The sequence below is a fragment of the Syntrophobotulus glycolicus DSM 8271 genome (assembly GCF_000190635.1).
Lineage (GTDB): Bacteria > Bacillota > Desulfitobacteriia > Desulfitobacteriales > Syntrophobotulaceae > Syntrophobotulus > Syntrophobotulus glycolicus.
This window is the reverse complement of sequence record NC_015172.1, coordinates 2,085,853-2,106,999: the sequence shown is the minus strand read 5'-3', so window position 1 is coordinate 2,106,999 and position 21,147 is coordinate 2,085,853. Positions and strand designations below refer to the sequence as shown.

The 21,147-nt window shown below is 43.0% G+C and carries 24 protein-coding genes and 1 tRNA gene; 17 read left to right on the top strand and 8 right to left on the bottom strand.

The window, feature by feature from the left end; genetic code table 11:
* Window positions 1–20 precede the first annotated feature (20 nt).
* From pssA to SGLY_RS10385, 8 genes are all read left to right on the top strand, one after another.
* Entirely contained in the window at window positions 21–545 is a 525-nt protein-coding gene (gene pssA, locus SGLY_RS10420; RefSeq protein ID WP_013625252.1) for a CDP-diacylglycerol--serine O-phosphatidyltransferase, read from the top strand.
* Between the two features lie 82 nt (window positions 546–627).
* The gene (locus SGLY_RS10415; protein WP_013625251.1) at window positions 628–975 is read left to right on the top strand and encodes a hypothetical protein; all 348 of its coding nucleotides are present in this window, start codon (window positions 628–630) and stop codon (window positions 973–975) included.
* Window positions 976–1,267: 292 nt separating this feature from the next.
* Complete coding sequence (locus SGLY_RS18530; protein WP_013625250.1) at window positions 1,268–1,390, top strand: hypothetical protein; 123 nt, start codon at window positions 1,268–1,270, stop codon at window positions 1,388–1,390.
* 58 nt (window positions 1,391–1,448) lie between these two features.
* Window positions 1,449–1,637 (top strand): ferredoxin, encoded by a 189-nt coding sequence (locus SGLY_RS10410; protein ID WP_013625249.1) that lies wholly within the window; start codon window positions 1,449–1,451, stop codon window positions 1,635–1,637.
* Window positions 1,638–2,018: 381 nt separating this feature from the next.
* The gene (gene spo0A, locus SGLY_RS10405; RefSeq protein WP_013625248.1) at window positions 2,019–2,813 is read left to right on the top strand and encodes a sporulation transcription factor Spo0A; all 795 of its coding nucleotides are present in this window, start codon (window positions 2,019–2,021) and stop codon (window positions 2,811–2,813) included.
* A gap of 238 nt (window positions 2,814–3,051) precedes the next feature.
* Window positions 3,052–3,684 carry a dTMP kinase gene (gene tmk / locus SGLY_RS10400; protein ID WP_013625247.1) on the top strand — a complete coding sequence of 211 codons (633 nt, stop codon included), beginning with the start codon at window positions 3,052–3,054 and terminating at the stop codon, window positions 3,682–3,684.
* A 642-nt stretch (window positions 3,685–4,326) separates the two neighbouring features.
* Window positions 4,327–4,668: a PadR family transcriptional regulator gene (locus tag SGLY_RS10390; RefSeq protein ID WP_013625246.1), complete on the top strand. Its 342-nt coding sequence runs from the start codon at window positions 4,327–4,329 to the stop codon at window positions 4,666–4,668.
* Window positions 4,649–5,179, top strand: coding sequence for a DUF2812 domain-containing protein (locus tag SGLY_RS10385; RefSeq protein ID WP_013625245.1), 531 nt, complete (start codon window positions 4,649–4,651; stop codon window positions 5,177–5,179). Before SGLY_RS10390 ends, SGLY_RS10385 begins: the two co-directional genes overlap by 20 nt.
* 193 nt (window positions 5,180–5,372) lie before the next feature.
* Here the strand turns inward: SGLY_RS10385 and SGLY_RS10380 are convergent, their stop codons facing one another.
* The 5 genes from SGLY_RS10380 to SGLY_RS10360 form a co-directional block, all read right to left on the bottom strand.
* Window positions 5,373–5,972, bottom strand: a complete 600-nt coding sequence (locus SGLY_RS10380) for a hypothetical protein (protein WP_013625244.1) — start codon at window positions 5,970–5,972, stop codon at window positions 5,373–5,375.
* Window positions 5,973–6,007: 35 nt separating this feature from the next.
* Window positions 6,008–6,910, bottom strand: coding sequence for a M23 family metallopeptidase (locus tag SGLY_RS10375; RefSeq protein WP_242822945.1), 903 nt, complete (start codon window positions 6,908–6,910; stop codon window positions 6,008–6,010).
* A 188-nt stretch (window positions 6,911–7,098) separates the two neighbouring features.
* Window positions 7,099–7,779 carry a DUF2461 domain-containing protein gene (locus tag SGLY_RS10370; protein WP_013625242.1) on the bottom strand — a complete coding sequence of 227 codons (681 nt, stop codon included), beginning with the start codon at window positions 7,777–7,779 and terminating at the stop codon, window positions 7,099–7,101.
* Window positions 7,780–7,790: 11 nt separating this feature from the next.
* Window positions 7,791–8,633, bottom strand: coding sequence for an RNA polymerase sigma factor (locus SGLY_RS10365; RefSeq protein WP_013625241.1), 843 nt, complete (start codon window positions 8,631–8,633; stop codon window positions 7,791–7,793).
* A gap of 1,003 nt (window positions 8,634–9,636) precedes the next feature.
* Window positions 9,637–9,712 (bottom strand) — tRNA-Arg (locus tag SGLY_RS10360).
* A gap of 74 nt (window positions 9,713–9,786) precedes the next feature.
* On the opposite strand from SGLY_RS10360, the gene SGLY_RS10355 reads away from it, so the two are divergent.
* Window positions 9,787–10,644: a YitT family protein gene (locus SGLY_RS10355; protein WP_013625240.1), complete on the top strand. Its 858-nt coding sequence runs from the start codon at window positions 9,787–9,789 to the stop codon at window positions 10,642–10,644.
* Window positions 10,645–10,654: 10 nt separating this feature from the next.
* On the opposite strand, the gene SGLY_RS10350 is transcribed toward SGLY_RS10355, so the two are convergent.
* Window positions 10,655–11,428, bottom strand: coding sequence for a polysaccharide deacetylase family protein (locus SGLY_RS10350; RefSeq protein WP_013625239.1), 774 nt, complete (start codon window positions 11,426–11,428; stop codon window positions 10,655–10,657).
* A 126-nt stretch (window positions 11,429–11,554) separates the two neighbouring features.
* Window positions 11,555–11,812 carry a hypothetical protein gene (locus SGLY_RS10345; protein ID WP_013625238.1) on the bottom strand — a complete coding sequence of 86 codons (258 nt, stop codon included), beginning with the start codon at window positions 11,810–11,812 and terminating at the stop codon, window positions 11,555–11,557.
* A 145-nt stretch (window positions 11,813–11,957) separates the two neighbouring features.
* Between SGLY_RS10345 and SGLY_RS10340 the strand changes: the two genes are divergently transcribed.
* The 7 genes from SGLY_RS10340 to lgt all read left to right on the top strand — a co-directional run bounded on the left by SGLY_RS10340 (window position 11,958) and on the right by lgt (window position 19,772).
* Window positions 11,958–13,214: a tetratricopeptide repeat protein gene (locus SGLY_RS10340; protein ID WP_083811227.1), complete on the top strand. Its 1,257-nt coding sequence runs from the start codon at window positions 11,958–11,960 to the stop codon at window positions 13,212–13,214.
* Window positions 13,215–13,292: 78 nt separating this feature from the next.
* Complete coding sequence (locus tag SGLY_RS10335) at window positions 13,293–13,820, top strand: hypothetical protein (protein ID WP_013625236.1); 528 nt, start codon at window positions 13,293–13,295, stop codon at window positions 13,818–13,820.
* 29 nt (window positions 13,821–13,849) lie between these two features.
* Complete coding sequence (gene glnA, locus SGLY_RS10330) at window positions 13,850–15,178, top strand: type I glutamate--ammonia ligase (RefSeq protein WP_148228196.1); 1,329 nt, start codon at window positions 13,850–13,852, stop codon at window positions 15,176–15,178.
* 48 nt (window positions 15,179–15,226) lie between these two features.
* Window positions 15,227–15,823, top strand: a complete 597-nt coding sequence (locus SGLY_RS10325; protein WP_013625234.1) for a DnaA ATPase domain-containing protein — start codon at window positions 15,227–15,229, stop codon at window positions 15,821–15,823.
* Window positions 15,824–15,865: 42 nt separating this feature from the next.
* Window positions 15,866–16,834 carry a 6-phosphofructokinase gene (pfkA, locus tag SGLY_RS10320; RefSeq protein ID WP_013625233.1) on the top strand — a complete coding sequence of 323 codons (969 nt, stop codon included), beginning with the start codon at window positions 15,866–15,868 and terminating at the stop codon, window positions 16,832–16,834.
* Window positions 16,835–16,866: 32 nt separating this feature from the next.
* Entirely contained in the window at window positions 16,867–18,981 is a 2,115-nt protein-coding gene (locus SGLY_RS10315) for a cell division FtsA domain-containing protein (protein WP_013625232.1), read from the top strand.
* A 2-nt stretch (window positions 18,982–18,983) separates the two neighbouring features.
* On the top strand, window positions 18,984–19,772 hold the full coding sequence (lgt, locus tag SGLY_RS10310; protein ID WP_013625231.1) for a prolipoprotein diacylglyceryl transferase: 789 nt from the start codon (window positions 18,984–18,986) through the stop codon (window positions 19,770–19,772).
* On the opposite strand, the gene SGLY_RS10305 is transcribed toward lgt, so the two are convergent.
* Entirely contained in the window at window positions 19,759–20,127 is a 369-nt protein-coding gene (locus SGLY_RS10305) for a TIGR04086 family membrane protein (protein ID WP_013625230.1), read from the bottom strand. The two genes, lgt and SGLY_RS10305, sit on opposite strands and share 14 nt — an antisense overlap.
* Before the next feature lie 119 nt (window positions 20,128–20,246).
* On the opposite strand from SGLY_RS10305, the gene panB reads away from it, so the two are divergent.
* A complete protein-coding gene (gene panB, locus SGLY_RS10300; protein WP_041444778.1) occupies window positions 20,247–21,083 on the top strand; it encodes a 3-methyl-2-oxobutanoate hydroxymethyltransferase in 837 nt (278 codons plus the stop codon).
* Window positions 21,084–21,147 lie beyond the last annotated feature (64 nt).

Below are 21,147 nucleotides of genomic sequence, written 5' to 3'. Positions count from 1 at the left end.
TAACGGGGAGAGTGAACGATTTGTCCAAAATCGATTATACAAGGGTATTGCCTTGTCTGGTGACGGTTGCCAATCTGCTTTTTGGTTTCTTAGCAATTATTTTTATTATTGATTCTCAGGTCAATCTTGGGGCAGGCATGGTGTTATTATCTGTGTTGATGGATTCAATGGACGGCAAGATTGCCCGCAAATTAAAAGCAAACTCAGATTTCGGCAAGGAGCTTGATTCCCTCAGTGATATTGTTTCCTTTGGTCTGGCTCCCGCTGTGATGATCTATGTGGTGGTATACCAAACGCATCTTCCCTTCTGGGGCCTGTGGCTGTCGGCTTTTTTTGCCATCTGCGGGGCGCTCAGGCTGGCCAGGTTTAATGTTTTAAATGTTTCGGATTACTTTATCGGCGTTCCCATTACTTTTGCCGGTGGATTTATGGCTCTCCTGCTGCTGTTTGCCCAGACTATTCCCTGGCAGGTCTTTCCTGTAATGATGCTCTTACTGAGTGTATTGATGATTTCATCCCTGCAAGTACCCAAACTTGGAAAATAACAACATCTCATCTTTTTCACCCCCAAAATCACCTGTGCATATAGTATGGCACAGGTGATTTTAGTTTAGAGGGAGGATGAATATGACTCAGCCGGTCGATTGGATGGGTATTGGGGTAAGAATAGTACAAGGACTAAATACCACAATAGATGCTGTAAGGCAGTTGGACAATCAAGAAGCAGCCCTGGTCATGAAATTGTTAGGCAAAACATGCACCAGAATGATTAAAGAGGGGGTGGGGCATCAATTCGGCGTAGCAATGATTGAAACCAGTGAAAAAATTGCCATGAAAGATAATATGAAATTTGAAGATGTGATTAAAATGATTACCTCAATCATTGGAAAACTCTACTTTACCGCAAAAACTGCCGAGGAGATAGAATTGATCAAGCAATTGGAAGCCGCCGTAAGCAGTTACCAAATCGGTTAGAAGGGAGGGAAGAAAATGAGAATCTATTATTTCAGATTACCGGAACCGTTTCTAAACATATTGAGAAAAGTATTTAAAAATAAATAAAAGTCAAGCCGACAAAACTAAAGACGATTGCAGATCCATAAAAATATGGAGAAAAGTTCTCTGAGCCAAAAATAAAAGAAGATAAAAACAGGGATAAGAAAACAACCGGCGGATTAAAGAGAAAATAATCCATAAAAACTGTTTGGACTAAATATTCTAAGCCCTCCTTGCATAATCATTAGTAAAAAATGTAAGGAGGGAAATTATGTTTTACAACCGCCACTTTATTTTTGCCATAACCGCGATTTTATTCATCAGTACAATTGTTCTCTGGCGCAAACCGGATGCTTCTGTTTCAGCATTCGTCAGGCTGATCTTCAACCCGTAAATGCATATCATCATCCGGAATGGGTAAAATAAACTAACTTTTTTAATGAGGTGAGAACATGATCACAACAATAGAAAAAGACGCATGTATAGGATGCGGAAACTGTCCGGTAATTTGTCCGGAAATTTATCAAATGGATGATGACGGGCTGGCCATAACGTTAAATGAGCATGTGCCGGAAGAGCTGGAGGAAACCGCTCAGGAAGCGGCGGAGAATTGTCCGACTGAAGCAATCATCATCAACTAAATCAAGAAAAGAACGAAGGAAAGGATAATTACGACGAAACAGAATAAAATCGGGCAAAAAACAGCAAGGCCGGAGCGGACTTTGCTGTTTTTTATTTTATTGTCCAATACTCGCCCCAAGAAGACAGGGTTTCTAAGGAAGCCAAATTTACTGGCAGGAAGCGATCGGATTCACAGGTTTTGTAAAAATGAAAAAAATTTGACGTTAAAAAAAATAATCGGAGAACAGAGTCAGGTATTGGAAATGCTGGAGTAGAATAAATTGCCAATAAAGTACGGGATTACTTATTTTTTAAGAATTCGACACTCGGATTGTTTTATAATTTAGTCACTGGCCGGGGATAAAGGACCAGAAAAAATAAATAAGGCGGGATAAGTGAAAATGACAAACAAGGTTAAGATTATTGTCGCGGAAGATAATAAGAATTTATGCCAAATACTTCAGGATTATATCCAAAGAGATGATAATTTTGAATTAGTTGGGATGGCTTACAATGGACTGGAGGCTTGGGAGCAAATTCAAAAGCAGGATCCTGATCTTGTTATTATGGATTTAGTCATGCCAAATCTTGACGGGTTGGAGGTATTGGAAAGGATTAATGGCAGAGCTTCGATAAATAGGCCTAAAATTATCATGCTGACGGCATTTGGGCATGAAACCCTGACCCATCAGGCAATGGTCATGGGAGTGGATTATTTTATTCTTAAACCATTTGACCTTGAAATCCTTGGCAAGAGAATCCGCACTCTTACCCAGGATATCGAAGTGACAAATACCCCTCCCTTGCAGGTGTGCACCTCAATTGCGACCGCAGGTAAGGCAATCAATCTCAATGTTGAGGTAACAACCATGATGCATCAGCTGGGAATTCCGGCTCATGTCAAAGGATATCAATATATCAGGGATGCCATAATGATGGTGATTGAGGATGTCTCGTTGCTTGGGGCCGTAACAAAGGAACTCTATCCGGCAATTGCCAAGAAATACAACACAGCGCCGAGCAGAGTTGAACGGGGGATCAGGCATGCGATCGAGCTGGCCTGGGAAAGAGGACATATGGAAACCCTCAAAAGAATTTTTGGCTATTCCATGAACATAGAAAGGCAAAAGCCGACCAACTCGGAATTTATTGCTCTCCTCGCGGATAAATTAAGGGTCATGAGTAAAGTAGGCTAAATGATACGAAATCTTTTTATTAATAATATTTTATTTAATCAATCGGGATGAGAAAAAAATCAATCACCAGTTCAGGAGATTGAATTGATCCGGAAAAAATCAAGATTGAAAATAAATGGTTTATTTGAACAGGTCATCCTGTTTAAATCATCAAGAGAATACCCGTATACAAGTAGATTTCCTCCTAATTGTATACGGGTATTTTGTGATAAAATAAAAGGAAGGAGTGAAGAAATCAATGCAAACACAGCAATTTTCGGGAAAATTTATCGTTCTGGAAGGTACGGACGGCTCAGGGATCAGTACCCAGTCCGCTCTGTTGAAAAGGTATATAGAGAATAAGCATGGAAAAAAAGTCCTATTAGCGAAAGAACCGAGTGAAGGGCCGATAGGGACACTGATCCGCCAGGTTTTGACCCACCGGGTGCAGGGAATTCGGGAGGAAAGCCTGACCCTGATGTTCGCGGCCGACCGGATGGATCATCTCCAGCATAAAATTATTCCTGCCCTTGAGCAGGGGGCTCTTGTCATTTGCGACAGATATGTCTGGTCTTCCTTTGCTTATCAGGGGATAAAAATCGATGAACAGTGGATACTGGAAACGAATAAATATGCGCTCAAACCTGATCTGACGATTTTTGTCAAGGTCAGACCTCAGGTATCGATGGAGCGAATCAGGCAGAACAGGTTTCAAATCGATGTATTTGAGCAAGAAGTGATCTTAAAGGAAGTGATGGCCAACTACATCAAAATCAAGGAGGCCTGGGGCAGCCAGGGGGAAAATATTTTAGAGCTGGATGGAGAGGATACGGTTGAGAATATCGCCGATAGGATAAGCAAGAAAGTTGATTCTCTCCTGATCAATAAATAAAACCGTGCCTGGTACCTTTAGAATTATTTTTGAATTTTCCGCCCTGCCCCTTAGGACAGTGTCCTAAGGGAAGCATAAACTCATGGCGGGCGGCGGCGTTATAGTAACGGCACTGGGCCCACATATTCAGTTTTTATGCCCCTAAACCCATCAAGGCGGGGCGGCAAGGTGTTCGCCGCTTTTTCCTTTGGCCTGCTACACAGCACGGATTTTCTTGCTGGTATTTTTGCCATACCACTCATTTTCAAGGTCTACCGCCGGGAATACAAGAAGCGCTTTGGCTGGATTAGGGCCGGGAAAATTGAGCAGGAGGAATTCTACGCTTGGAGCGAAAAAGCAAGAGAAGAAAAGCCATGTGCGATGCCGGGGAGATCGGCTTGCAGGAGTTTACTGAGTGGCTGAAAGAACTCTAAACCACTTATTTTATCAGAATAAAGAATTGTGGTATCTTGGATATGTAGAGTGATATTCTGTTTTTATTACACCAGTGTGGGATAAGTAAATTTCATATTTTGCAAATTGCAGGCATTTATCGAATGTCTGCAATTTTGTTTATATCTTGACAATTATAGAGTCAACTGTTATTATGAATATACCGTTAGACGATATAACGTAGAAGGATATAAAGGAGGACGAGCTAATATGTCAGCAAATCAAAATGGAGCACTAACCGAAGCGGTATATTATATATTGCTTTCGATACAAACACCACTTCATGGGTATGGAATTATGCAAAATATCGAGCAACTATCCAGCGGAAGAGTAAGGCTTGCAGCAGGAACGTTATATGGTGCAATCAGTACAATGCTTGAAAAGGGGTGGATTACTGCAATTCCCGGAGAAAAAGATAGTAGAAAAAAAGAATATCAAATAACTTCCTTGGGCAAAGAAATTGTTGCAGTAGAAATGTGCAGACTCGAAGAGCTTTTAAAAAATGGAAAGATAATACTGGGGGTAAGCGATTATGAGAAGAACAATCAGTAAATGCTTTTGGGCATGGGATTTTGAAAAAGAAGAAATTTGGCTCAATGAAATGGCAGCCAAGGGTCTTGTACTTGTGGCGATAGGCTTTTGCAGATATACTTTTGAAGAGTGCTTGCCAGGTGAATATAACGTTCGTCTTGAGCTTTTGAATAACGTTCCCACAAACGCAGAAAGCCAACAATATATAAAATTCCTTGAGGAAAGCGGTGCTGAGTATTTGGGATCTGTTATGCGCTGGGTATATTTTAGAAGGAAAACAGATAACGGTGAATTTAACCTGTATTCCGATAATGCATCTCGTATCAAACTTTTGAACCGCGTGTTGACACTTGTTGGATGTATCGGCATTACAAGTATATGCACTGGCTTGGGTAATATTGGAACCCAAACGACCGCTAATCTTATTTTCGGTATAACAAGCCTAATTCTTGGTTTATTTATTACTTTTGGTTTTTTACAAGTATACCGAAAAAAACGCAATTTGCAAAAGCAGCGCAATTTGTTCGAGTGATTTTTGCTGCGAAAAATGAGCAATTTTCTCCATATCCATCATTTTCAGAATCGTTCCAAGTTATCCAGATTATCTCTGTGAGAAAGGAACAGCCGACGGATACTCTTCTTGAGCATCTGTCGGCTGTTCCAGCTTTGATAATACCGCCTTGTGGGTTTGTCGTATAAATTATACCATTCTTTATGAAAACATCTCATTGAACTGGTACATCATGGGGGTGAATATCGTTGGAAATATTTGGACTGGTATTGTCTACAATCGTCCAGTCTCCGCTATCTTCATCCTGCGTCAAATAGAAATACTGCTCTGTATTACCGTCATCCAAAAAAGTCTTTGTATGATCGTACTTGACAGCGTATTTCGCCCATACGACAATAAAATGCTCCGCTAAATATTCATCTGTCCAGCCTCTTGTCTCGGCCAACTCACTGCTTGAATACATCTGAACGACGCGCATAGTTTCTTCATCATCCACCTTTATTTCTTCAATTTGCACACTTAATGTGTACTCTTTGTCTATCTGATTTTCGATTGCACTTTGGACGGTTTCTATCGGGTTCGCGGAAGGCTTCTGGAACCACGGGTCAAACAAGCCGAATTGATAGGACTCAAATCCGCAAAGCGCCAAGACTGCGATAATGGCAGCAGCTAAAACGAGGGTGCGCCTCCAGTTTCTAACCCTCTTTTGTGTGCCTTTCGTAGAAGTGATATCCATAGCATTATGCTCCTTTGCTTGTATGATATATTTGTCGTCAATTATTTCCAATGTGTCGAGAATATGGTTGGCGTTCATTCCACTCCCTCCTGTCTTAGATATAGCAAAGTTGGCTATATATTCTGAACAGTTGTTCCATTGGTAATAAAACAAGATTTCATCTTCATCATGCCGTCAATCATGATAGCTGTAAAAGATATTGGTAGCCCCGCAGAAAAGAGAAAACTCTTTCCTGACTGAATTTGAAAATGTATGTGAGGTTCGCTTGTGTTCCCGCTGTTCCCGCATAAAGCGATTTTTTGCCCTCTGCTAACTTTATCGCCATGCTTCACGCAAATGCTGTCCTTTAATAAGTGGGCAATCATACTATATTCGTTTTCGCTGTGACGGATAATGATATGATTGCCTCTAACGTCTGGAGCCGCGCAATCAGCCTGTCCGACTTCGACAATTGGCGTATCGTAATACTTGCCTTTTACGGCGACAACAATGCCGTCAGCGGGTGCGAGAACAGTTTTCTTGTAGCAGTAGTAGTCGCTCAAAATGTCTCTGCTTCCGCTATGCGATTTATCTTTTTCATCAACAATAAAGAAATCGTAAGCGTATCGTTGAGAATACATATACCATGAATGGGAAGTTTTCTTATCAACGCCACCGTTTACAACGTGCCATTTTCCCTCAAAGGGCAGGGAATATTGGCATTGGGGGACGTAGCTTTCTTTACTTGGCAATCTAAAGCCATGCAACAATGGAGTAAGAGGAATACTCAACAGCATAGCCAGATTTTGCAGTAAAAACAACAGGCTGTTTGTCACGCTCCGAACTGGCGAAAAAATGTCTATCCACGCAAATAGCCAGAACAGGTAAAACCAGGTTAGACTGGTTATTTCAAAAACGCTGCCCACTATTCCGATAAGGCCAAGCCATTGCAATTTAGATGACTTTTTAAGTAATTTCCACATAACATTATTCCAATCTATGTGTTGTACGGCACCAATTTTTTCAACCGTTCGCAATACTTCTCGCCCTCTATCAGTAATTTTGACAAAAAGTTGATTGTCAGAGACACAAGCAAAAAACTTTTCGTTGCAGTAAAGTCCATATTCCCCAGGCATTTTCTTTTAGGTAATTGTCCAGGCATCACTAAGTTGCTCTGCAACATATTTTGCAAAATCCTCGCTTGAAGCCATTTTTGTTTCTCCCTTTATCTTTGCGGCATTGTAAAGCCGTGTAGTGCATCGTTGAGAAAATCATTAAATGGCTTCATAAGCAGGTACTTCTCGACGGCCATTGAAATAAAGTTTTGCGAATGGTCAATCGAATCATCACTGACGGAATATTCGATATACCAACTTTTGAATTTCAAAAAGTCAGCCAGCGGATGATCTTTGCAAAACTCTTTGGGTACATTGTGCAATGATTCACCTCGCACTTCAAAGTTCTGCTGAAAAGCGGGTTCTGTAATAATTTGTTTAAATTCTTCGGCATGAGTATTTATGTGCATTCTAATCATATTGGTGGCTTCTTTGAACATATCGGCAAAGAGCCCGCCACCAAAGAAAGAACGATTACCGGGCCGGATAGAGAGATAGTAGCCAACAGGTATAGGCAATTTTCCGGCAGAAGAAATATGACAACGGAATGTTGGATTATAGGGCGATTTGTCGTGGCTATAACGGGTATCCCTAACCAATCTAAACGTCAGGTCTTTGGGTTCGTGCATCAGTATGTTTGGTTCGTTTTTTCCCAATTCAAAAATGAGCGATTGAATTAAACCTTCAAATTCACTATTAGCCTGTTGAAAATCAGCCTTATGAGCCTGATACCATTCACGGTTATTATTGGATTCCAATGCCGCCAAATATGTAAGTATGGAGCTCGCCATAAATTATCCTCCTAAAATTCCTGTATTTTCTTTAGATGTTTTGAGTGGAACAACTTTTCGATTATCGCATAAGCGGTAACAGTGGATTGGTAACAAGGCAGCTTTTCAAAAGAGCAAGCCAGCGCGTCCAAATGCTCCATTTCCTCTTTACACTGAAAGAGAACGGACTTATCCAACGGACGAAGCTGTGTATATTCTAATTTTTTAGGATTGACACGCCCCTGTGAAATAGCATAGTTTATTCGATTTTGACATAGGCAAAATCCGGTTTCTGTTAAGCCACAGTGATATGCTAAAAACCCCGCAACCTTTTTTCTGGTCCTTGAAAGCCGTTGCCTATAATTTTCAGGAGTTATATGCAATACCTCGCCAGCAATACGACTGTCAATTTTAAACATTGTTCCCATGATAAAAATACAGCGGCTTTCCGAATCCAAGCATTGAAGCATCACATTTGTACAAGACATTTTTAATTCGTCAGACAGCAACTCCCTGCTCATTTCTTCGGTCAAAGCCTCGACTTCATCTGTTTTAGCAAATCTTATATCATTACCGTAGAATTCAAAATCCATTGGATATTGAGAAAACATCGACTTTTTGTAGTTAATTAAATAGTTGACAGATAAGCGGTAAACCCAGGTTTGAAATGTACTTTCTCTTCGGAAAGATGATAAATTTGTCATAATATGAACAAGAATATCTTGCGTCGCGTCCTCGGCATCGGTTAAGGTTCCCAACATCCGGAGGGATAAATTAAACACAATATCCTGAACACTAAGTAAAAGTTCTTCGAGATCTTTTTTGTCACCGGAAATGGCATGCTCAATTAAATTGTCAATTTCATTTTTCCCCATTTTTGTTCCTCCGTATAATTAGACAACATTTCCATGTGTGTGTGACACAATATGAAAAATATTTTGCAGATGGTACGGTTTTATAAAGGCATGGGTTGGCTTGCTCTTGGTGCGACCGGAATTATCACCTTTTTTATTAAAGGCTGGACCTAATTTTTGATCCTCACAGTTTTTGTCCTCTTATTTAGTGTATCCTCGTTTACCCGAAGTTTCTAATGTAAAATCGACCGAGTCTGTTCCGGCGATTTCAGAACCGAGCACGGCTTCAATATATGGGATATTCCAAAAGGCGGCAGCTGAAAAATAACTAAAATACTCTTTCATCTAAGAATCATACTGTGAGGTGTGCAAAATTTCAAGTATTGTGCAAATATCCCAGATTAAAAACCAGTTTTCCGGCTAAATCTGTGCAAATTTTTAATTATTGCGCGGTTATTTAGAATATATTTCCATATACTTAAACATTACTTCAATTTTTGCACACTTTGCTGCGGAAAATGTATCAGCCCTAACGATAAGGCAGGGTATTCTCAAAGACTGATCGGCAAATCCTGTTTATCTGCATATGAAATAATCCAAATTTCTGGATAGTTGGGGATGATTATTGGCAAGAATACTTACAAAATCCGTTATCTAAATTAAAATTGAAGAACATGAAGTAGAAATACAATAATACTCCTGGGTAATTTACATTTGATTTTTAAAAAACAAACCATTTATCATGACGATCAATCATCATACATAATCAAAAAGTCTCTTCGTAAGGAATGATCAAAAGATGGCTTTAGCTTTTTTAAGTTAATGATGCTGTTAAAAAGGAATTAAACTGGATAAAATTTAAGTAAACAGTAATCAATGGTATACTTTAAATGGTCTGTTATACGTTTCCCTTTTAGTTGAGAAAATCAAATTCACGGGTGAGTGCCGGTATTCTGTCGGTGCATAGTATAATGAAGTGAGTAAAAAAAAATACCGCAATCCCTTGCGGTATCGATATCTAGAATGGTGCGCCCGGCAGGATTTGAACCTGCGACCTCCGGCCTCGGAAACCGTCACTCTATCCCCTGAGCTACGAGCGCATTTAAACTGCTAGATTAATGTACTAGAAACCGGTTTTTTTGTCAAGGTAAATCATAGCAGGGAGATCATTAAAATGACGATATTGTTAAAAGTTTGGAAAGTATTCAAACAAAGTCTCGGTATTTTGATCGGGGCCGTCATTGTGGCAACCAGTATTAACATCTTTATTATTTCCAATAAGATCGCCGACGGGGGCATAACAGGCATTGCCATTATCCTTCATTACTTGTTCCGCTGGGACACGGGATTAGCCATCTTTATCATCAATATTCCCCTGTTTATGCTGGGTTATAAGATTATCGGCAGAAGAATGCTCTTGAACAGCATATTGGGAGTAACCGCGCTCTCCGTATCGTTAAAGTTCACCAGCCAGCTCCCGGCGGTTACGGATAATCAATTATTAGCCTCGATTTTCGGCGGGCTGGTCACCGGGATCGGAATGGGCATCATCTTCAGGTTTCACGGGTCTTTAGGCGGCACCGATATTCTGGCTCTGATCCTGACGAAAAGGATCTCATTCAGTGTGGGTCAGATTCTCTTAGGGATGGACGCGCTGATTCTCCTTTGTGCAGCAATAATTTTTGAGCCTGAGATGGGGATGTTTGCCATGATCTATGCCTATACTGCGGCCAGGGTCATTGATTTGGTGCAGGTGGGGCTGGATTATTCCAAAAGTGTTATGGTGATTACAGACAAACCTGAGCAGATTGCGGAAGATATTATTCTGAATTTGGAAAGAGGCGTGACGTACTTTCAGGCTGAAGGAGCGTATTCCAAGCAGGACAAAAAAGTTGTATACAGCATTGTGAACCGAACCCAGCTGTCCCAGCTGAAGGATATTATTCATCAACATGATCCCCAAGCCTTTGTCGCGATCGGAGAGGTTGCCGAGGTTGTCGGCGAGGGGTTTTCCGCTTGGAAAGGCCACTGATTTGCAGGACTTATTCAGGAAGCTGTGATTCCGGAGGCCAGGTTTCGCTGGAATTGGCCAGAAGGTCGCTGACCGTGACCAGTTCGTACCCTTTGTGTTTTAAAGCCGTAATGATTTCAGGAAGGGCGCCGGGCGTATCCGGAGCAGAATCAGAGGCGTGGAACAAAATAATATCGCCGGGTTTGGCCCCGTCATTGCTTTTACGGCCTTCTAAAACATTTTTGATCACGGCTTCCTTACCGGGCCTTTTCCAATCCAGGGAATCTATACTCCACTGAATGACGCGCTGGCCGTGAGCGGAAGCAGTCTGAATCACCTTGTTGTCGTAGGCTCCGTTGGGAGGACGAAATACGGTGATTTTTTTATTGGTGAGCTTTTCCAAAGTTTCCTGGGCTGCGGTTAACTCTGTCTCCAGATCATTGGCACTGAGTTTATTCATATCGACATGCTTTCTGCCGTGCGAGCCCACCTCATTGCCGGAAGCAATGATCTTTTCCACAAGGTCCTGATTGTCCGACGACCAGGGAGAAGAAAGAAAAAAAGTTGCTTTAACATCTTCCTTCGCCAGGATGTCCAGAATGGGTACCACATTGGTACGCCCCCAGCTGATATCAAAAGTGAGGGCAATTTTATTGGTGGCGGTTTTCGTGGAGTAAATCGGCTTAAGGTTTTTGGATAAGACCGAGACAATCGCTTCCTGCTTTAAGAAAAATGAAAATGAACTCAAGGTAACAATGACAGCCATGATCATCAAGGGCTTCCGTTTGAGAACAATAACTCTCATTTATCTGACCCCTCCTCAGAATATATGTATTCCGGAAAAGGGTGATTATGAGCAGATAAAAAGATGTCTCAGCAAAAGTTTGAGACATCTTCATCGGCTTCGATATGAAAGACAGAACAATGATCCTCAGAAACGGTTGCGCCAATCCGGGCCAAAGATGATCTCGGAAAAATTAACGCCAAAAAGCAGTTTCAAAAGAAGGTGGAAAACAAAAAGTCCGGCAGCAAGATAAATCAAAATTTTCATCATCCAATAACCGATTCCTAAAAGAAAGCCCAGAAGGGGAATCAAGACAATGTAAGCCAAATACAATCCGAAGACCAGCAGCAATACTTTCAATAGGGTTCTCCAGACATTTGAGCGATAATGACTCATATTCTTCATTTCCAACCACCTCCTATCGGTGAGCGTATCATAGATTTGAAATCTTGTCTAGATTTGTTTGATCTTCTCTTATCTTGGCCGGAAAACAACTTTTTAGCCCCTGCATGATCTTCTGCATATTATTAATATTACATAAGGGGGTCAGATGATGGGGATAAATTTTGACGAATGGCAAAACTATATTAAATATGGGATAAAATATCTGGGAGAAGGAAATACAGCTGAGGCGGAAAGCTTTTTTAAAAAAAGTCTGCAAGAGGCGGAAAAGTACGGAAATTTAGTCTTTATCGCTTTTTCGCTCAGGCTCTTATCAACGGCTCAGGTGAAGAACCGGAAGTTCGAACTGGCGGAGAAGGGGTTTCGAAAAGCCCTGATTTATTGTGAGAAGCTGGAGAACCGCAAGGGGATTTCCGAAGCGACAGCCGGGTTAGGCAGTGTATACTATTGTTTGGAGCTGTACGATCAGGCAGAAAAGTGGTATGAAAGGGCAATCGAGGCCTACCCGGAAGATGCCTCCCGGATCAGACTGGCCATGCTGTATACCGATCTTGGAAATGTTTACAGCAAAACGCGGAGGTGGGAAAAAGCAGAATTGTTGTTTCAAAGGGCTTGTCAAATCTGTGAGCGTTCTTCTTTCAGTAAAGGGCAGGGAGAGCTTATGCTCCTGTTGGGGGAGGTCTATTACGGTCAGGGGGAGTGCAGTAAAGCAAAAAAGTATTTTTCTGAGGCGGCCAGGATTTTTGCCGTAATTGAAGACTGGTATTTTCTGGCGAATGCTTTGCAGCATCTGGCTTTTATTCTCTTAGAAGAGGGAAGGTATCATGAGGCACTGCTGTATTTGAACAGGGCCATCTGTATTTACGCCAAACAGGAAGCTTCCGGGGAATTGAGTGAAAGCTATTATCTGCTCGCCAATATCTGCCAGAACCTAAAGCTTCTTGATGAAGCGGAAGCCTCCGTTTTTACTTCCATGAAGTTTTACCGGGGCGACGATTTGGGTTATGCGATCCGTTTTCAAATGATCGCCATTATCTCGATTTTGAAAAAGAAATATGAAAAAGCGAAGGAACATTATTCCGAGGCCCTAAGGTACTACCAGCGATTTGGGGACAGTTTAAAAATCGGGGAGATCTGTGAAGAATTGACTTATCTCTTAAAGTATGAAAATTTATTTCAAGAAAACTTTGTTGATCTTTTAAGTTTAAGAAGCCAGAACGCAAAATTGCCCAAACACAAATTGATGTTTTATTTTGCCCTGGCCATGGAAGGAACGGGCAAAAACATGAATGCGTTAAAATTTGGCTGGAAGGCTTTGGAACTGGCAAAATTGCTGGAGGATGAAACAGAAGAAATCGAAACATTCATTCAGGAGCTCTCACAAAAAATAAGAAGAAACAAGTAAAGAATAAAAATAATGCTGGGAAAAATAGGCTGAATAGTATAGAATAATTTTAAAGTCATATAAAGGATGGAGATTATCTTGCTGCAAGAAGACGAGTTATTGTTAGAAAGCCTGGAACGCATTTACAGGGCACTAGATTCTGAAATCAGCCGGCTGAAACAGATAAAATCCATACATGTTGAAAAGATCATGGAAATTGAAGAAGAGATACAGGCTTATGCCAGGATTATTGAGGAAATCTCTGTTCCGGCCCGGATGATTCTGGAACATGTCTTAGTATTAAAGGATAAATCAGGACAAATGGCCGTGGAATCGTCAAATATCAATTTTCCTTTTTCAGTAATCAGGAATATTAAAATAGATCAATTCGGTTTAATCAATATTCAAGCCGGTGATCTGGAGCTGTCCTGGAGGGATATTGATTTTCACTATTTTTTTTATCCGGACAAAGTGGAGCTGCGCTCCAAAGATGAAAAGTCAATCATAAAATTATTTTTCTCCCTGCATTTCGGCAGGCAAACCATCAAAAAGTTTTCGGCTATTCAAAAAGACCAGGGAGTGATTTATATCCATCCCATGTTATGTCAAATTATTCAGGGACAGTGAATGGAACGTATTTGAAAGGGGTAATTACTTTGATGATGACCAAGGAAGATGTGCTGCGCGAAGCGAATGAAAAGGGAGTCAAGTTTATCCGGCTGCAGTTTACGGATATTTTCGGGATATTAAAAAATCTGGCCATTACGATTGAGCAGCTGGAAAAAGCCCTGGACGGCGAAATTATGTTTGACGGTTCCTCCATTGAAGGTTTTGTGCGGATTGAAGAATCTGATATGTACCTGAGACCGGATCCCAATACCTTTGTGGTTTTCCCCTGGCGTCCGGGTGATGGCGCCGTTGCCAGGCTGATCTGTGATGTTTATCATCCTGACGGGACTCCGTTTTCCGGCTGTCCCAGAAGTACCTTGAGAAAAGCGCTGAAAGAAGCGGCCGATTTGGGATATACAATGTTTGTCGGTCCGGAATTGGAGTTTTTTCTGTTCCATGTGGATTCTGAAGGCCGCCCGACGACAATTACCCACGATAAAGCAGGGTACTTTGATTTGACTCCGATTGACCTAGGGGAAAATGCCCGCAGGGATATGGTTCTGAATCTGGAACAAATGGGCTATGAGATTGAGGCTTCTCATCATGAGGTCGCACCCGGCCAGCATGAAATTGATTTTAAATATTCGGATGCGCTTGATATGGCGGACAAAATGGTCACGTTCAGGTTTGTTGTCCGCACAATCGCTCAAAGGCACGGCCTTCATGCCACATTTATGCCCAAGCCCATTTTTGGCATTAATGGTTCGGGCATGCATGTCAATCAATCACTGTTTAAGAACGGGAAAAATGCCTTTTATGATCCGGAAAACGAAATGGGTCTGTCTAAAATTGCCTATAATTACATAGCCGGACTGATGAAACACTCCCGCTCTTTCACCGCAGTGACCAATCCGACCGTAAATTCCTATAAGAGGCTGGTTCCCGGATATGAAGCACCTTGTTATATTGCCTGGTCAGGAAGAAACCGGAGTCCATTAATCAGGATTCCGGCCAAAAGAGGCGCTTCAACCAGAGTGGAATTGCGCAGCCCGGATCCTTCCTGTAATCCTTACCTGGCTTTGGCCGTGCAATTGAAAGCGGGATTGGCGGGGATCAAGAATAATTTGACTCCTCCTCCTGCCGTAGACCTGAACATTTTTGCCATGAATGACAGTCAGCGTAAAGAGCTCGGGATCTCTTCCCTGCCGGGCGATCTGGCCGAAGCGCTGGAGGAGCTGGGCCGGGACGATGTGATTAAGGAAGCTTTGGGCGAGCATATTATGAACAGGTTTATTGAAGCGAAACAAAAAGAGTACGATAATTTCCGGATTGCCGTACATCAATGGGAAATAGACAATTATCTGGAAACGTATTAATCTTGCCGTCAAAAAGCGTCGGCACAATGATTGCCAGGGGTGACAAGGGTGTTCATCAGCACATTTAATGAAGTTGCGTTTAAGGCCCTGGACAGGTTCTCCATGGAGAACGGTCCGCAGACTGTGATCATTTACGGAGATGACGGGGTCGGAAAAAGTGAACTGCTGAAAAGTCTGTATCATAAAATGCAAAACGAACCGTATCGGACAATTTATTACCAGGCTGAAAAATTTTCCAGGGAATTTGCTTACACCTTATCTGCCGGGAGAATAAAAGCTTTCCGAAACAAAGTTCGGAAAGCTGATCTTTTCATTCTGGATGATCTGCATAAACTGACCGGAAAACAGAGAACAATAGAAGAGCTTTTCTATACCTATGACTCAATTATTCTTCAAGGCGGAAAGTTCGCCATATCCTGTTCGGGCCTTCATTTGTCCTTTGCTTACCTGGGAGAAAGGTTTGCTTCCAGATTATTAAGCTCGGTGAGCATACCGGTTTTTCAGCCGGAAAAACTGGAAATACAGGAGTTCATCAGGTACTGCAATCAACAATTTTTTTCCGGCAAAATAGATATTGATCAGATCATGTTGAAATCGCCGGTAAATCTGAAAAATACCATGGAACTTCTGCGGGATTCCTCATAGGGAAGTCCGGAGTAAAAATGACGAAGATATGGAGTGATAGGCATGCGGGCTGTTGATAAGGTTGCCGTGTTGACAAGCGGAGGAGATGCTCCGGGGATGAATGCGGCGATAAGAGCTGTCGTCAGGAAGGGAATATTTCATAATCTGAGGATTTTTGGCGTATACCATGGTTTTGCTGGTTTGATCAATGGTCAGATCACGCAAATGGAACTTGGTTCTGTAGCCGATATTGTCCATCGCGGGGGAACGATCCTGAAAACCGCCAGGTGCAAGGAGATGCTTTTGCCCGAAGGGCAAAAGCTGGCGGCAGACCAGCTTATTGCCAGAGGAATAGACGCTTTGGTGGCGATTGGCGGAGACGGTACATACCGGGGAGCAAAAAAATTAGCCGAATTGGGGATCAAGGTCGTCGGGATTCCGGGTACGATCGATAATGATATTAATGGAACAGATTTTACCATCGGATTCGATACATCTGTAAATACTGTCGTCGAGGCCGTAAGTAAATTAAGGGATACGGCCACTTCTCATGAACGCGTCTTTGTGGTGGAGGTAATGGGCAGGAACTGTGGGGATATCGCTCTGCACGCGGGGTTGGCCACGGGTGCTGAATCGATTTTAATTCCCGAAATTCCGTTTGACCTGGAAGAAATCAGTGAAAAATTGCGAAGAGGATTTCAAAGAGGGAAGAACCACAGCATTATTATGGTGGCTGAAGGAGCTGGAAATGTGATCGATATTGCCAGACAGCTCACAGATCAATCAGGATTTGAAAACAGGGTGACCATCTTAGGACATGTGCAGCGGGGCGGGTCTCCTTCTTCAGCGGATGCCGTGCTGGCAGGTCTTATGGGGGCCAAGGCCGTAGAGGCCCTGCTGGAAGGACAGTCGGAAGTGATGATCGCTTCTTCGGGAAACGAAATCGTCACCAAAAGCCTGGATATTGCCTTTGCGCCCAAACCATACTCTAAAGAAAAGATTTATCAAACTGCAGATGAGCTGGCAATTTAGACGAAGCAGAGCTCTTAGACGAGGTGTTGGAAATGGATACTGTTTTTGCGTTGGATATCGGCACCAGGGTGGTTATGGGTTTGGTGCTGAAGAAAAATTTAGCGGGTTATGAGATCCTGGCGAGTGCCAGAACTGAACATCGACAACGGGCGATGTATGATGGTCAGGTCCACGATGTGGAAGAAGTGGCCCAGGCCGTTAAAGAAGTGAAGAACAGCCTTGAGCAAAAAACCGGTATGACTTTGGATAAGGTGGCTGTGGCTGCCGCCGGCAGAGCGTTAAAAACAGAATCGGCTTCCGCGGTCCGGGAAGAAACCTATATTATGCATTGGCGGCAGGAAGATATTCTGGCCCTGGAAATGGAGGCAGTGCAGGAAGCCAGGAAAAAAATAGAGACCATGATCGATCCCGCGAAAGAATCCGCTTATTATTGTGCGGGTTACAGTACGGTTTCCCAGAGTGTTGAGGATGAGCAGCTATCCAGAATTTCCGGACAGCGTGGAAAAAAGATCGGTGTTGAAGTCATCGCAACATTCTTACCCCGTACAGTTGTCGACGGGCTGTTGTCCGTTCTGGAAAAAGTGGGACTGAAAATGCAGAGCCTGACTTTAGAGCCCATTGCGGCCGGGCAGGCAGCAATACCACAGGATATGCGGAGAATGAACCTCGCTCTGGTTGATATTGGGGCAGGAACTTCAGATATTGCCTTGACAAATGAAGGGACCTTCTTTTCCTTCGGTATGGTCCCGATGGCCGGAGATGAAATCACAGAGGCGATTTGCACGCATTATCTGCTGGATTTTCAGGAAGGGGAGGATGTCAAAAGAAGATTATCAACAGACACGGAATTTATCTTTAGTAATTTTTTCGGTCAGGAGACGATTTCAAATAAAGAAGATATCGAAGAATTGATTCAGCCCTGTGTCCATGAATTAGCAAAAAAAATCAGCAAGGAAATTTTGGATTTAAACGGTAAACCGCCTCAGGCCCTCATTTTGATCGGCGGCGGGAGTCTGACTCCCAATCTGGTCGACTGCATTGCAGAGAAACTGCAATTGTCTAAAGCAAGAGTAGGTATTCAGATCAGAGAAAGATTGACACAGATTACAGGCGACTCCTCATTGAAGGGAGCAGATGTCATTACACCCATAGGGATAGGGATCACAGCCTTGGAGGATAAGGGTTTAAAATACTATACGGTCGGTGTAAATGAGAAATCTGTTCCGATTTTTGAGACTCATCTTGCTACGGTAGCGGAAGCCCTGTTGGCCGCGGGGCTCGATCCAAGGTTTTTTTCGGGCAAACCGGGCTTGGCATTACTCTTTTGGGTAAATGGCAATATGCAGGTGATCAAGGGAAGACTGGGCGGCCAGGCGGAAATCATGGTAAATGGCGAGCCGGCAGGCTTAGACCGGCAATTAGCCCCTAATGATGTCATCGAGTTTGTTCCCGCTACCCAGGGCAGTGATGCGAAGGTCAGGCTGAGAGAGGTTCTTGAAGTCTTGCCGGAGAAGAAGGTCTATGTCAATGGTCAGGAAATCGAGCTGGCTCCTCTCCTTAAGGTTAATGAGAAAAAGGCCTCTCTGGAAGATTGGCTAGAAGACGGCGCGAAAATTGAATTGGAAGAAACCGTGACGTTGGGAGAGCTCATCGAACGGGAAAAGCTGCCGGAAATGAAAGAAAAAAAGCTGAGCATCTGGATTAATGGGTCGGAACAAATCATTTCCAGTAAACTTGATTACTATGTCAACGGAGAAATTGAGACGGAAGAATACCTGCTGCAGGAGGAAGACGATGTTGTCTATATTCCGAAAAGAATCAATTTAAACCAATTAAACTATACACCGGAGCCCATGAACTTTTTCGTCAATAATGAGGAAACCTTGCTGCCGCCGAAAGAAGTGAAGTTCTATTATCGTGGTCAAGAGATGAATGGTGAAGAGTTTCTGGAGAACGGGATGGAGATCAGAGCGGCGGCTTTTGAACAAAAACCGATTCTGGCAGATGTATTGGCGCATTATCTTGATCTGGAAAAGAGACCGGAAAATGCCAGGTTGCTGATGATGGTCAATGGTAAGCATGCGGATTATTCAAGCGAACTCAATCGGGGAGACCGGATTGCCTTGACTTGGACAACTGGAGGTTAAACATGCATCAATATTGGTTTCATCTTGGAAGTTTCCCGATCCGGGCCTATGGAACGGTTCTGGTTCTGGCCTTTGTTCTCAGTGTCGGTGTAGCTGTTTTCTTAGCCAAGGTGCAAAAAAAGGAGGAGTACATTCCTCACATTCTGGATATTGCCCCTTTAGTCCTGATCGGAGGCCTGGTCGGAGCAAGGGCCTGGCAAGTATTTTTCTTTGATTGGGCCTATTACAGTGCAAACCCGGGAGAAATACTGGCTGTCTGGCATGGAGGCCTGGCTATTCAGGGCGGAATTGCCGGGGCATTAATAACCGGATTTCTCTATGTTAAGCTGAATAAGCTGCCATTTTGGGAATTTGCCGATTTAGTGGCCCCGGCTGTGATTTTGGGGCAGAGTATCGGCAGGGATGCCAATCTGTTAAATGGAGACGCTTTCGGAGCGCCGACCGGAGGGAATTTTGGAATCCTCTACCCTTCACAGACGATAGCAGCCGAGACCTATGGGGCTCAGCCTCTTTGGCCGGCGGAAATATGGGAGGGGCAGATTGATATCGTCATTTTTGCCATCCTTCTGATTTTACAGATCAGAAAGTGGACTCCGGGGTTTATCTTTCTCTTTTACCTTGTTTCTTATAATTTTTGCAGGATGTTTCTGGAGTATCTCCGAGGGGACAGCATCAGATACTTGTTTGGCTGGACAGCTGCCCAATGGACCAGTGCGGTAACAATTATTTTAGCCATAATCATTCTGGGGTATCTTAAAGTCAAAAGCAGACATCCGGCTAACGGCGGATAACAGCCCCGGTCATACCGCCCAGGCACCCGGAAAAAATCGAAACAGCGGATTTTTCGCCTAAAACCAGCCAGGATAGAGCGGTTGTACTGAACACGAAATAAAGGATCATCGTAAAGATCACAAAACCAATTCCGACGGCGAGACCGTAAAACAGGCCTTTTGAACCTGCTTTATAAGAAATAAAGAGGCTTCCGCCAAAAACGCCAAGGGCGGTGCACAAAAAATTGAAAAGAACGGACTCAGATAGATCGGAGAAATAGTAGATTAAAGAAAGGACCAGGGACAAAATCAGCGAAATGACGGCAGAAACCAGAAGACCTTTGATGATTAAGGAAAGCTGAAATGTTTTTTCCATGAAGTTACCTCCTTGCCGCAGCAACATTGTAACAATACAAAATATGCTTGGGAGATAAGGCTTATGTCTTGTGGTCCGGATAATATTTATCTGAGAATAAAAACAAAGAGGTTTGGATGATGAAGAAAACGATTCTTGATTTCTGGAAGATGTCCCGCCAACAAGAAAAAATTACAATGGTCACCGCATATGATTATTCCAGTGCCGGCTTGGTAGAAAAAGCAGGGGCCGACATGATTCTGGTGGGAGATTCTTTGGGAATGGTTGTGCTGGGATATGAATCTACAGTGCCCGTTTCCATGGAGGAAATGCTGCACCATGCCAAAGCGGCAAGGCGGGGAGCTCACGATACCTTTGTCGTTGTGGACCTGCCCTTTATGAGTTATGCGACGATTGAGGACGCTATGCATAATGCGGCAAGACTGGTGAAAGAAGGCGGAGCGGACGCGGTGAAAATGGAAGGCGGGGAGGAGATCAGGGAGATGGCGGCAGCCCTTGTCAAAGCCGGGATTCCGATTGTCGGACACATCGGGTTAACGCCTCAGACCATCACGAAATTGGGAGGATTCAAGGTTCAGGGGAAGGACTATGACAGTGCCCGGAGGATTTTTCATGATGCCCGCGCTCTGGAAGAGGCAGGCGTTTTCATGCTGGTTTTAGAAGCTATTCCGGCTAAGCTGGCGGGGAAAATTACGGAAGCCATAGATATTCCGACAATAGGAATCGGCGCGAGCAATGAGTGCAGCGGCCAGGTTCTCGTTTATCATGACTTATTGGGCTTATACGATAAGTTTGTGCCCAAGTTTGTGAAACAGTATGACACGTTAGGAATAAAAGCGGTTGAAGCCTTAAAACGTTATTGTGCAGATGTAAGAACCGGAGTTTTTCCCGCAGAAGAACATTCTTACAAAATAGATGAAGAAATCATGAACAGAATAGACAAAGAATTGAAATAACCAATATCTGAAATTTAATATTTATCGTTTTGTATTTAATTTTTGGGGCAAAGAATATATAATT